Raw genomic sequence first — 13,805 nt, forward strand, 5'->3', positions numbered from 1 at the left:
ACTTTTTCTTAGGTAAAAAAATTACTCTTATATTTAAAAATGCGCTTTCATTCCTTTCTATTCTAAATTCTCTAATATCTAATTCTTTATTCCACAAATCTCTCTAATACTTATCATTTGCCTTGAAGAATTATCTAGGATTATTCTAGAAGTGATTGTTGTTTTTGAGCGCTCACTCATAGTCCGAACTGACACATTAAAGTCTACTATGGGACAACAGCAAATTTAGGAATTTTTAAGAGGAGAAAAAATGACGAAATCAAATAGTCGAAAAATTGGACTCTTTGGTTTAATTGCAATGGTTGTCGGAGCGATGATCGGTGGCGGAATTTTTGATATTCCCCAAAATATGGCTGCCTCATCTTCGCTAGGTGCCGTCATTATTGCATGGATTTTAACAGGAATTGGTATGATGGGATTGGCCTTTACCTTTAAGATCTTAGCCGAAGAACGTCCAGATTTAAATATTGGTATTTATTCCTATGCTCGTGCAGGCTTTGGTAGATACGTTGGATTCAACTCAGCTTGGGGTTATTGGATTGAAGCAATTACAGGAAATGTAGCTTATGCTGTGATGCTTAATGACTCATTTGGGCACTACTTCCCTGTTTTACTTAAACACCAATGGCCAACGGTTATTTTTGGAATTGTATTAATTTGGATTTATAATTTTTTAGTTCTTAACGGAGTTAAAGAAGCAAGTTTTGTTAATAATATTACTGTTGTGATTAAGTTCATCAGTTTAGCAGTTATCTTAGTGTGCATGTTTATCTTCTTCCGTTTCCCAACCTTCTTTTGGGGATTCTGGGGACAAGGATTACATTTAGGTAACTTTATGGAACAAGTTAAGGCTCCAATGTTGGTTACTTTGTGGTGCTTCATCGGTATCGAAGGGGCAGTTGTAATCTCAAACCATGCCAAAAATAAGTCTGATGTTGGTAAAGCAACCGTTATTGGTTATCTTACTTCTTTAGTTGCTTATGTCATGATTAGTATTGTAGCTTATGGTATTTATCACCAACCTCATCTTTCTAAGCTAACTGATCCTTCAACTGCCTACCTCATGAAAAACTTACTTGGTCCTTGGTTTGTTGACTTTGTAACTATTTCAGTAATTATTTCTGTGGGTGGTTCTTGGATTGCTTGGACTGTGATGATGGCCCAATTACCATACGCTGCAGCTAAAGGACATGTACTGCCTTCATTCTTTGCACATGAAAATAAGAAAAAAGTTCCTAGTGTTTCCTTATACATTTCTAGTATCTTAATGAGTCTATTTATGATATTAGTTGTCACCGCAAATAATGTTTATTTGGCAGCAATCGATATTACTGGGGTCTTAATCTTGCCATGTTATTTACTAAGCTCAATGTACTTATGGAAGATAGCACAAAAGAAAGAAATATTTAATGACGATCCTGCTAAACGTAATAAGAGCCTTTTCATTGGAATTTTATCTACAATTTATTGTCTCTGGCTTTTGTATGCTGCAGGATTAAACTACTTATTGATTTCTACAATTATCTATGCGGTTGGAATAATCTTCTTCTGGATTGCTCGAAAAGAAAATCCAGAAGGTGACAAGCATATTTTCACAAAATGGGAAGCTGTTTTAGCAATTATTTTATGTATTTTAGCAATTATTTCTATTTACTTGCTAATCACCAAGAAAGTTAGTTTCTAATTAAGGAAAGAAGAAAACTATGAAACAAAATGAAAAATTTAATGTTGGTCAATGGTTACCTAGTGATCAAGCCTTCTATGATAAATGGTTAAAAAAGGTTTTAAAAGAAGCTGAAGAAGAAGAAAATCAAAAGCTCCTTCCTCCTATTCAAGACTTCAAAGATTTAATTGAAGGGGATCAAACATTATGGAATCTATTCCATATGATGTTTGATGAAGTTCCACTAAAATATGAAAAAACTCCAATGGGAACTCCTGCTATTCATGACTACCGCCAAATGCTTCGTGCTTTAAATAGAATTATGCACCGTGCACCAGAATTTAACACAACTGGTTTAGTTGGATTCCCAATTAATGCAATTTTAGATTGGCCAATGGCTACTAAAGCAGGTTATGTTGCTTTCATGGATCCACGTGTTAACGAAAAGTTGCGTGCTATCTTAGATTACTGGGGCAAGTTTTTACAAGGACCTGATTCTACCTATGTCCTTAATCGTTCCAAAAATGGTTGGTTAAGTGATGAAGCTTTAAAGAGTATGGAAGATGCTGCTTATGGTGATAATTTTAGAACCATTTTCCAAACTCCTAATGATGACATTAACAATAACTTTGGCTTTAAATCTTGGGATGAATTTTTCACCCGAACATTTAATCCTGGAATCCGCCCTGTTGCTAACCCCGATGATTTAGATTCAATTGCCAACGCTTGTGAATCTGCACCTTACCGTATTGCACGTAACTTACCTAAACAATCTAAATTCTGGATTAAAGGTCAACCTTACTCATTAGTAGATTTACTTCATAATGATCCATTAACTGATCAATTTGTTGGTGGTACTTTATACCAAGCCTTCTTAAGTGCTTTGAGCTACCACAGATGGAATAGTCCAGTTAGCGGAAAGATTGTTAAAGCTTATAATCTTTATGGTTCATACTACTCAGAAACTCTTAACCAAGGATTTGCAAATCCAGATGGTCCAGACCCAGCTGCTCCAAATGATTCACAGGCTTATATTACTCAAACTGCTTCTCGTGCAGTTATCTTTATTGAAGCTGATAATCCTAAGATTGGTTTGATGGCCTTTGTAGCTGTAGGAATGGCTGAAGTTTCAGGTAATGAAATTACTGTTAAGGAAGGTCAACATGTTAATAAAGGTGAACAACTAGGAATTTTCCACTTTGGTGGTTCTACTCACGTTTTATTATTCAGACCTGGTGTCGATGTAGAATTTAACTTACATGGCCAAGAACCAAGTTTAGGTTCATCAAACATTAAAGTGCGTGATGAAATTGGACGTGTTAAGTAAAAATTAGATTATTAATTTTAAAACAAAAAAGTCTATCATTACTGATAGGCTTTTTTCATGTTTATAAATAAGCTACATTTTACCACCAAAGACTGGGAAAATACTTGCATCCCCATAATCTAGTGGCTTCATTTTTTTCAAGATATCCATATCTTCTGACGTAATTTCAAAATCAATTTCACTGTTGGCTTTCATATGTTCTGGATTTGCAGATTTAGGAAGTACAACTGTATTCAATTGCCAATCATAGCGAATACACAATTGTGGTACTGAAACACCATATTTTTCTGCCATCTTCACAATTTCAGGATCTTTCATTGCTGCTCCATGAGCTACTGGTGAGAAACTTTCAACCACAATATCATTATCTTGACTGTATTTGATCAAATCAAGCGGAGTCGCTGCAATATGACAAAGAATTTGGTTAACCATTGGTTTAGTAGAAGAATTAACCATCAAATTATCTAAATCTTCTTTTTCAAATGAAGAAACCCCAATTGCACGCAACTTTCCTTCTTTCATTGCATCTTCTAAGGCACGCCAAGCTTCTAGGTTACCTTCAAAATGGCGATCACTTGATTGATTTACTTCATTCCAAGGTTGAGGATTGTGGATAATCATCATATCTAAGTAATCCATTCTCATCTTTTGCAGTGTTTCATCAATTGAGGCCTTTGCATCTTTATAATTTTTAATGCCCGCCTCAACTTTAGAGTTGATAAAGATCTCATCCCGACCAATTCCACTCTTACGTACACCTTCACCTACACCCTCTTCATTACCATAAGCTTGCGCAGTATCAATATGGCGGTAACCAATTTTAATAGCCTCTTCAACAGCCTTAGGGGTTTGATCATTGGGAATTTCCCATACACCTAATGCTAAACGAGGAATTTTAACTCCATTATTTAAAGTATAAGTATCGTGAAAAATAGACATCTATCTCTTTTCCTTTCATAATCAATTTCACTTTTAGTTTAGCAAGATTAGTTTCAAAAGAGAAATACTTAATTCTTATTAACTTTCATAATTTTTAAGTATGGAAGGATTTTTCTCATACAGAAAAAGAAATAACTGATAATTACTATTATTACTTCAGATTTTATTGGTAATTCCAAAAAATATGGAGATTGCTTAATTACAACTAAGGTAGAAATTAGCGCTACTATAAGTAGACTTAGGCTAATCATCCATCCCAAAAATTCATTTATATATTTTGTCCACATATTTGGTAGACAACCCCATAACAGAACTAAAAATATTATTCCCGATAATAACTCAGATGTTACGGATGCTTTTGCATCATGTCCCAAATAAGCCAAAAAAATGATAGAGTGAATTGTAAAATAGCTACCAATTAAGAACCAACTAATGGTTGATACAATTTTTAAAGTAGTAAGAACTTCTCTTGCTTTCATGAATCCTTCTTTCCTATTTATTAATTCAATAATTTAATCAACATAATATTTTCTAACTATATAATTTTTTAAAGGGATATCATTGTATTATATGAAAGATTATTTTCCCCATTCTCCCAAAAATATTATCAATAATCCTATAATATCAATCTTTTCTTACTAAACCAACCTTTCTCAAAGTGCTACAATAGAAACTATCTTATTAATTAAGGAAGTTTTATTTTATGTCAAAATCACAAGCACCAATCTGGAAACGTAACTTGCGAGTTCTTTCAGTTGCTGTTTTTATTGCAGGTATTGCATTTTCAGAAATTATGCCTTTCTTGCCACTTTATATCAATACCTTAGGGCATTTTACTCATGCTCAACTTAACTTTTGGTCAGGTTTTGTTTTTTCTGGCATTTACTTTGTCTCTGCAATCGTCTCGCCTTGGTGGGGAAAACTTGCTGACAAAAAAGGCCGTAAGTTAATGATCTTACGAGCCTCACTAGGAATGGCAATTGTTTTAGCTGCCATGGGACTAGTTACAAATGTTTGGCAATTATTCTTCCTAAGAATGACACAAGGATTTTTCGCAGGATTTGTTTCTAATTCAAATGCTTTAATTGCTACAGAAACTCCTAAAGAAAAATCAGGTCAAGCACTAGGGACAATGGCCTCTTCCTTTACAGCGGGTAACTTACTCGGGCCATTTGTTGGTGGTGCACTTGCTTCTGCTTTTAGTTATCGCATTACCTTCTTTATCACTGGTGCTTTACTGCTGATTGCATTTTTCTTATCATTATTTTTTGTTCATGAAGATGATTTCAAACCTATTACTGAAAAGAAACTTGAAAAAACTAGTGGTGTTATTCATGCCTTACGCTCACCAATGTTGATTTTTGGTCTCTTATTAACCACCTTAATCATTCAAGCTGCTAATAATTCAATTAATCCAATTGTATCTCTCTACGTTGAACAATTAATGCACAACCATGGAAACGTAGTCTTTATTTCTGGAGTAATTGCTGCGTTGCCAGGGATTGCAACTTTCTTAGCCGCTTCAAGACTTGGAGCTTGGGGTGATAGAATTGGTACTCACAAAATCATTATCGGCGGATTTATTGGTGCCACCATTCTTTTCTTCCTCACTGCTTTTGTCCATAATACTTGGCAACTTGGAATTTTGCGCTTTTTAGTTGGCTTTACAGATGCTTGCCTATTTCCGCAAGTACAAACTCTCTTAACTAAAAATTCTCCAACACAAGTTACAGGACGTATCTTTTCCTGGAATCAAAGTGCAATGTACATTGGAAATATTGTGGGACCCCTTCTTGGTTCAACAGTTGCTGGTTTATCTAGCTATAGCATGGTATTTATTGTTACTGCAGGAATTGTCTTATTAAACTTAATTTTATTTAGAATTAATGTAGTTAAAAATTTAGCATAATAAAAAATCATCTTCTCGCAATATTAAGAAGATGATTTTTTATTATTTAGAAGTTTGCTCTTCAGATATATCTTTCCCAGGATGAGGATCTTTTCTCTTTCGTCCTGAAAATAGGTAAAGTAAAGCTGCAGCAACTGCGACAACTAATCCTACTAAAATTGTTTTCCAAGTAAAGTTAAAGATTAAATAGCAAGATACTAATAATGCCAAAACAGGAATTATATATCCACCAGGTAATTTAAATCCTTTATTTGGATATTGACCTGTATGTTTAAATTTAATAACGGCAAAAATTGAAGGGACATATTGTACAAATGAAGCAAGTACAATACATGAGACTAAGAAAATATATGATTGAGTAATCAATCCTCCAGTCACAATAGCAGTCATAATAATTGCTACCCATGGAGCATCATATTTATTCTTTTTTCCTACCCATTCAGGAGGTAAATTATGTTCATGAGAAAGTGAAGAAATTAAAGAAGGGGTATTAAATGAGCAAGTAAATGCTACCCCAAAAATACTTAGGAGCATCCCCACAATAATTACAATATATCCCCATTCACCAACAGCTTTTTGGAAGGCATTCGCAATTGGAGTAGTATATGCACCCATCTTTGATCCTAAAATACCAATTCCTACTATTACAGTTAGTGTATAAAGAATAGTTACCGAAATCATTACTCCAATTAAAACCCGGGGAATATTTTTGGTCGGATTTTGCATTTGTCTAGCTGCGATTGGAATAAATGAAAAACCAGTAAATAAGTAGAATACTTCACTAAATGCAGCACCAAAATGCTTAAAAAATGGTCCTACTCCTGTAGTTGCAGCATGAGGAATAACTGGTGTAAAGTTAGCCCAATGCATAAAGAAGGCACCTACAACTATGAATAAGATAATTGTAAAAAGCTTTGCAGCTGCTGAAGCATTATCAATAAACTTAACTAATTTTCTTCCATAAAAGTTAATAACTGAAAATAATACAATCAATCCAATTGCTGTCCAAATATAAATAGCTTCGTTTCTATAAGCAGGCACGAAACTTCTTAAAGTTGTCAAAAACGCTACAACTTCTGCTGCATAAGTACAACAACCCAAAAACCACGTAAATAATCCTAACTCATACCCTGCAAATCTCCCAAATGCAAAATATGAATACAGCCACGCCGCTCCTGAACCAGTAAAACGGCTTGATAAATCGGCATAACACAATGCAATCATGCTAATCGTGAATGCAGCACATAAAAGAACTACCACACTCATTAAGTCCATGTCATTGTAAATATATTGTGGCAGTAAAAAAGCACCTGATCCGATGATTCCGTTAATTCCTAAAAAGAATATCGAAATAAACGATAATTTTTTGCGGGCGCCCCACTTTTTCCCATTCTTACATCTTCTTTCTCAATTAATTTCTATCACTCTTAGCTTAAAGAGTTGAAAAACAAATTGCAAAAGATACGCCTTACTAGAAAATGATGCGTAAAATATTTTTTCTTACGGCATAATATAAGAAGTTATTTTTTCTATGCACTTTTTCATGTAAATTTCAAGTCTTTATTTTTGTAAAAAAATGAGATTTGTTCTAGAGTTAAAACCGAATCAACAAAGAAGTTCTTTGCTGATTAAGCTATAGGATTTTCTAATCAATGAGAAACTTGTAGGAATTATTTTATGTGACTCAGTCATTAAAACACTATATTTTGAAAACTAAGTAACTTTGAATTAAAGTTTATTTTTCCAACTCAATTATAGTTTTTAGTTAATAAACAAGAGTTAGTGCATTTGGCTATCCGCAAGATAATATTCAGGTACCTCATATTAGATTGAGTACAAGGAGTTGAATTTATTTATGGTTGAAAGTAAGACCAAACAAAAGAAAGTCTATATTTCTGTTTTGGCCCTAACCATGATGAATGTCTCTATGGTTGCAGGTTTAGCAAATGACGTTCAACAATCATTTTATGGACTTGCTTCAATTACTTATTTTGCAATCGGTGCAATTTGTTTCTTCATTCCAACAGCTTTAGTAGCTGCAGAACTTGCTACCGGTTGGAGTAACCGTGGAGGTATTTTCCGTTGGGTAGGTGAAGGACTAGGAAAAGGCTGGGCACTTACTTGTTTACTAATTTTATGGTTTGAAACTATGCTAAACTTCGGGATTGCGATGCCAAGTTTTACTGCAACAATCATGTTTTATACACCAAATTATGATGCAGCGGTAAAATTTGCTCAAAACCCACAACACGAAGTTTTAATTATGACTGGTTTCATCATCCTTTACTGGTTATTAACATTCCTTGCTACCAAGGGTGTTAAAGCTTTTGCTAACTTAGCAAAATATGGTGTTATTATCGGTAGTCTAATTCCATTAGCTGTAATGATTATCTTGGCTATCGTTTGGGTAGCTCAAGGCCACCAACCAGTAATTCCAATTACACCAAAGGGATTAATTCCTAAGTGGAATGGAATGGGAACACTAGCACTAGCTGCCGGAGTATTCTTCTCATATACAGGAATTGATATGAATGCTGCTCACATTAAGCAACTACGTAATCCTGAAAAAGAATTTCCAAAAGCTATGTTTATTTCAGTTATTTTAGCGTTCTTAATTTTCGTTGTTGGGACTGTAATTATTGCTATCATCATTCCAGAAAAGCAGATTAACATTCTTTATACTTTATATTCAGTATTTAGAATTTTAGGTTCTACTATTGGAATGCCATGGCTTTACATGGTCTTAGTTTGGGCCCTACTTTGCAACACCATTGCGATGGTTGTTACTAACATGGCTGGTCCTTCATTTATGTTAGGACAAGCTGGTGGTAGTGGATTCTTACCACACTGGTTCCAAAAGAAAAATAAGCACCACATGCCATCACGTTTAATGTACACTCAAATTGCTGGAATGACTGTAATTGCTTACCTAGTTAAATTAATTCCAAATGTTGAAGGATTTGTAATTTTACTTACTCAAACAATTACTGTTTTATACTTGTTCTACTATGTTTTAATGTTTACTGCATTTATCAAGCTACGTTACGACCAGCCTAACCGCCCTCGTTCATTCAAGATCCCTGGTGGAAAATTTGGTGCTTGGCTTGTCGGTGGAATTGGTATTATTTCATCAATTTTTGGGATTGTATTAGCAATTTATCCTCCAACACAGGTTAAATCAGAAGTTGGATCACCTATAGTTTATGTTTCAGTAATTTTAATCTTGGTTGCCGTAGTCTTAGGAATTTGCTTTATCCTTTACCAACTCTCTAAGCACCACAACTGGGTTGATCCTAACAATAAATTTGCACCTTTCACTTGGGAAATTGAAGGTCTTAAAAAACCAGGTAAGGTAACCTCAAACGTACCTACTACGGTGATGTCAAAAGACCAAAACCCAATGGGGATGCCAATTAAGCGACCTTATAAGCCTGATGCTCAAGTTTCAGAAGCTGTCATTAAAGCTTCTGAAACACCAGATATTCCTAATAATTAATTAGGTTAGATTAGATTCATTTAAAGAAAAGAGATTCAAAATGACAAAAGATAATTTAAATCCAGAAGACTTAAACACTATGAGAACTGACTTCTTAGGTGAAGAAAAATACCGTAATACTCAAAATGCGGTTATGCAAAATGGTATTAAGAAGTCAATTACTAATCAAAGTGCAATTGAAAAACACCCATTCGAATTTTCAATTGATGTAGATTCAGATACTCCTTTAAATCAAAAGAAGTCTGGTCGTTGCTGGATGTTTTCAGCATTGAACTTTATTAGATACCATATTGAAAAAGAATATCATATCAAGGATATGAAACTTTCCACTTCTTACTTATTCTTTTACGACAAATTGGAAAAAGCTAACTACTTCTACCACAACATTTTAAAGACTGCTGATAAGCCAATGTCTGACCGCAAAGTTAGATGGTTATTAAAGACCCCTCAACAAGATGGTGGTGACTGGAGCCTATTAGTAAGCTTAATTGAAAAATACGGTATCGTTCCAATGTCTGCTATGGGTGAAACTGCTGTTAGTGCTAACACTCAAGAGTTAGACTTTATGTTTAACCGTAAGTTACAAAAAGATGCTATGAAATTAAGAGATTTAGCTAATGCAGATGCTTCTGACGAAAAAATTGCTAGCGTTTTACGTCAAATGAATTCAGAAAACTACAAGATTGTAGCTATTTCTTTAGGTACTCCTCCAGAAAAATTCACTTATTCTTACAGAGATAAAGATAATGAATTCCACACCACTGGTGAAGTTACTCCAATGGAATTCTTCAAGAAATTTGTCAACATTAACTTAGAAGACTACGTTGAAATCATGAACCTTCCAGGTCACGGCTACAAGTATGATCAAGTTTACGGCATTGAATCTTCTAAGAACATGGTTGATGGTATTGAAAACCGTTACCTTAATGTTTCAATGCACGAAATGGAAAAAATGGTTATCGAACAATTAAAAGATGACGAACCTGTTTGGTTTGGTTGTGATGTATTACAAGAATGGAACAACCCTACTGGTGCATTAATTACTGATGTTTATGACTGGGAACGTTCATTTGGTTCTACTTTAGGTCATGACAAGACTTTACGTTTTGACTATGGCGAAAGTTTACCAACTCACGCAATGCTTATTTCAGGTGTTGATATGCGTAATGACAAACCAGTTAACTGGAAGATCCAAAACTCTTGGGGTACTAAAGTTGGTCACAAAGGTTACTTCATTATGAGTAACGACTGGATGGAAAACTACACTTATGAAACAGTTGTTAACAAGAAGTACTTAACTAGCCACCAACTTAAGGCTTATGAAGAAGAACCTATTGTGCTTCCTTACTGGAACGCAATGAACCCAATCTAAAGATTGAGCTAACGATTAGAAAGAGATGATTAAATGGGCTGTACAACAGTCATTGTAGGAAAGCGTGCCAGTATCAATAATTCAACAATGATTGCAAGAAATTGTGATGCTGAACGTCCTGATGTCCCAGTAAAATGGGTTGTAGTTCCCGCTAAGAATGAAAAACAAACTTTTCACTCTTACGTAAGTGGTGCAGATATTCCTCTTCCTACGCATGCCCTTCGATACCAAATGGCTCCTTTTGTTAATTACAAAAAACATGGTCAATTTGGTGAATGTGGTATCAATAGTGCTAATGTTGCTATGAGTGCTACTGAAAGTATTTATGGTAATCCCCAAGTATTAGCTCTTGATCCTTTAGTAGCAACTGGTATTGGTGAAGATGCTTTATTAAGTATTGTTTTACCCTTTATTCACTCAGCACGTGAAGGTGTCGAATATCTGGGCAAACTAATTGCTAAATATGGTTCTCATGAAGGAAACGGTATTATTTTTAGCGATAAAGATGAAGTTTGGTACATGGAAATTCCTACCGGACATTATTGGGTTGCTAGCAAATTAGCTGATGATAAAGCTGCCGTTATTGCCAATCAAGTCTCTCAACAAGAAATTGACTTTGATGATTCAAGTCGCTTTCTTTGGGCTGATGGTATTCAAGAATTTGTTAAAAAGAATCACTTAAATCCTGATCCTGATACTTTTAACTTCCGTCGTATTTTCGGCACTTCTAATGCTCGCGACCGTGTTTACAATACTCCTCGCGTTTGGTTTGGACAAAATTACCTAGGTCACTTTGCTATTGCACCTGATAGTAATGATTTAGATTTCAGTTTTAAACCAAATCGTAAGCTCAAGCGTGAAGATGTAGCTTATGTGTTAAGTTCTCATTATAACGAAACCCAGTATGATCCGTTGGCTGTTAATACGCCAAAAGATGATCGAACAAAGTTCCGTCCTATCTCTATGGCTCGTTGCGCTGAGTCTCACATTCTTGAAATCCGTAGTGATGTCCCTGAAGAATATGCTGGTATTGCTTGGTTTAATTCTGCTCCAACTGCTTTTAATCCATACGTACCATTCTATTCCAATGCAAATGATACAGCTAGTGCCTACAATTCCACTAGTTTAACCTATGATAGTCAAAATGCTTATTGGTTATCTAGAACACTCGCTGCACTCATTCAGCCAAGTTATAATGAAATGAAGTCTCTTTTAATTGGCTTAGGTGGATTTTTACCTACAGCTGATCAATTAACAGATCAACTTGTCCATGATACAGATGCTGCTGCTTCTACTCTTTCAGGTCAAAAACTTACTCAATTTTTGACTCAAGCAAATGAGCAAAATGCAACCAAAGTCTTAAATCTTGCACATGAAACAGTTGGTAAGTTAGTTGATAAGGAGATGCACTTATCTCGTCTGTCATTCTCTATTAATACTGACAGATTACAAAACTAAACTTAAATTATTCTTACCTCTAATAAATTCCCATAAAAGGCGTATGCTTCTCCTCGCATACGCCTTTTTTCTTATCTTATTTATTTTTTAAATTATTTACTTTAAAGTTAAAGTAAAAATTAAAGATAGTTGCAATGATTAACAAGATAAACGATACAACCATAATTTCGTGAATTCCACCATGAAAAATTCTTCTCATTAATGGTAATAGATTTTGTGGCAAAGCACGGGCTGTCTTAGCATCACTTAATTCATTTAACATTCCCATCGTAATATGATGGTGCTGCGCCACTCCACGTTCTAGAGCCAAATTCATTATTACCCCATAAACAGCGGCCATTAAAGTTTGCGCTAAAATTCGAATTAAATATGAAGTGGAGGTAGCTGTCGCCATCTCTTTCCTTCCAGCATCGATTTGAACCTTTACCTGTAAAGCTACGAAAATAAAACCCACACCGATTCCTGAAAAAGTTCCAATAACCACTAAACTCCAAAGTGGTGTAGTAACTTTGGAAAAAAGTAGTCCCACCACTGAGATCATCATCGTAATAATTCCAATCATTACTAATGTGAAAGTGCGCAAATGCTCTTGAATTGAGGCTACTGTTTGGGAAGCTCCAATTTCAAAAATTGAATTTGGAATCAAAGTCATTCCTCCAGCTAGCGCTGACATTCCAAGTAAAGCTTGCGCCCACATTGGTAAATAAGTATTAACAGCAATAAATGCTCCCCAAGTAAAAGCAAAAAGTAGAAAATCTCCATTTAACGCCTTATTTTTAAAGATAGTTAGCGGAATAATTGGATTCTTAGCTTTTCCTTCAAAGTAAAAGAACATTCCTAAAATTATCAAGCTAATTACAATTAATCCGATTACTAGAGTATTAGAGGCCAGACCCAAAAGCTGAATTCCCATCAAAAAGGTTAGTAATCCTGCTACTAAGAACAAAGCTCCCCGAATATCAAAAACTGGCGTTGCTTTTGGCGTAACTGGCTTGTAAAAGATCAAACTAATGATGATTGCTAAAAGGCCAATTGGAATATTAATATAAAAAATCCAATGCCAAGAAAACGCATCTATTAACCAACCACCAATTAATGGACCCATAATTGCTGCCCCATTAAAGCTAGCAGTTAAATATCCTAAGACTTGAGTTCGCTTTTTAATATTAGGGAAAACAAACCCAACAATGATATAAGGTAATGATCCCATACCTCCTGCTCCAATTCCCATGAGCAAACGCGCTGCTAAAAAGAAATAAATATTTGGTGCAATCCCCTCTAAAGCTGACCCTACTACAAACAATACTAGGGAAATTTCAAAAGCTAACTTATTAGTAATTTTCTCTCCTATTTTGGTCCAAATTGGGATTGAAATCGACATTCCTAATAGAAAGATTGCTACAATCCAGCCCATAAACTGGATTCCATGGAGGGCTGACACAATTGCTGGAATTGCTGTATTGATAATTGTTCCATCAAGTCCTGCCATTACATTACCTAGCATTAACGCCACAGTTACCATCGTAATCTGTTTTTTATTCATTACATTCACAATTACTTACATTCCTTACTTATTATCCAAAAATTAATCCTCTCTTACTTTAACCAAAAAATCATTCAAAATCTACCTATTTTTGCAAT

At 34.8% G+C, this 13,805-nt stretch carries 10 protein-coding genes; 6 read left to right on the forward strand and 4 right to left on the reverse strand.

The features are described 5' to 3' along the window. The first annotated feature begins 250 nt into the window (after window positions 1-250). A complete protein-coding gene (locus FP433_RS06175; RefSeq protein ID WP_265486600.1) occupies window positions 251-1,684 on the forward strand; it encodes a basic amino acid/polyamine antiporter in 1,434 nt (477 codons plus the stop codon). A 19-nt stretch (window positions 1,685-1,703) separates the two neighbouring features. After that, on the forward strand, window positions 1,704-2,990 hold the full coding sequence (locus FP433_RS06180; RefSeq protein ID WP_265486601.1) for a phosphatidylserine decarboxylase family protein: 1,287 nt from the start codon (window positions 1,704-1,706) through the stop codon (window positions 2,988-2,990). A 72-nt stretch (window positions 2,991-3,062) separates the two neighbouring features. Here the strand turns inward: FP433_RS06180 and FP433_RS06185 are convergent, their stop codons facing one another. Together FP433_RS06185 and FP433_RS06190 are read right to left on the reverse strand one after the other, a co-directional pair. After that, on the reverse strand, window positions 3,063-3,929 hold the full coding sequence (locus tag FP433_RS06185; protein ID WP_265486602.1) for an aldo/keto reductase: 867 nt from the start codon (window positions 3,927-3,929) through the stop codon (window positions 3,063-3,065). Window positions 3,930-3,997: 68 nt separating this feature from the next. Further along, window positions 3,998-4,408, reverse strand: coding sequence for a hypothetical protein (locus FP433_RS06190; protein WP_265484043.1), 411 nt, complete (start codon window positions 4,406-4,408; stop codon window positions 3,998-4,000). A 224-nt stretch (window positions 4,409-4,632) separates the two neighbouring features. On the opposite strand from FP433_RS06190, the gene FP433_RS06195 reads away from it, so the two are divergent. Next, window positions 4,633-5,838 (forward strand): multidrug efflux MFS transporter, encoded by a 1,206-nt coding sequence (locus FP433_RS06195; protein ID WP_265486603.1) that lies wholly within the window; start codon window positions 4,633-4,635, stop codon window positions 5,836-5,838. A gap of 42 nt (window positions 5,839-5,880) precedes the next feature. On the opposite strand, the gene FP433_RS06200 is transcribed toward FP433_RS06195, so the two are convergent. Beyond that, complete coding sequence (locus FP433_RS06200) at window positions 5,881-7,191, reverse strand: APC family permease (protein WP_265487262.1); 1,311 nt, start codon at window positions 7,189-7,191, stop codon at window positions 5,881-5,883. 502 nt (window positions 7,192-7,693) lie between these two features. On the opposite strand from FP433_RS06200, the gene FP433_RS06205 reads away from it, so the two are divergent. The 3 genes from FP433_RS06205 to FP433_RS06215 are packed head-to-tail and all read left to right on the forward strand — an operon-like array spanning window position 7,694 to window position 12,164. Beyond that, on the forward strand, window positions 7,694-9,334 hold the full coding sequence (locus tag FP433_RS06205; RefSeq protein WP_265484037.1) for an APC family permease: 1,641 nt from the start codon (window positions 7,694-7,696) through the stop codon (window positions 9,332-9,334). A 40-nt stretch (window positions 9,335-9,374) separates the two neighbouring features. Beyond that, window positions 9,375-10,706: a C1 family peptidase gene (locus FP433_RS06210; RefSeq protein ID WP_265484036.1), complete on the forward strand. Its 1,332-nt coding sequence runs from the start codon at window positions 9,375-9,377 to the stop codon at window positions 10,704-10,706. A gap of 33 nt (window positions 10,707-10,739) precedes the next feature. Continuing rightward, window positions 10,740-12,164 (forward strand): C69 family dipeptidase, encoded by a 1,425-nt coding sequence (locus tag FP433_RS06215; protein ID WP_265484035.1) that lies wholly within the window; start codon window positions 10,740-10,742, stop codon window positions 12,162-12,164. A 76-nt stretch (window positions 12,165-12,240) separates the two neighbouring features. Here FP433_RS06215 and FP433_RS06220 read toward each other — a convergent pair whose 3' ends face one another. After that, window positions 12,241-13,707: an MFS transporter gene (locus tag FP433_RS06220; protein ID WP_265484034.1), complete on the reverse strand. Its 1,467-nt coding sequence runs from the start codon at window positions 13,705-13,707 to the stop codon at window positions 12,241-12,243. Window positions 13,708-13,805: the final 98 nt, after the last annotated feature.

It is taken from the genome of Lactobacillus sp. PV012, from assembly GCF_014522325.1.
Lineage (GTDB): Bacteria > Bacillota > Bacilli > Lactobacillales > Lactobacillaceae > Lactobacillus.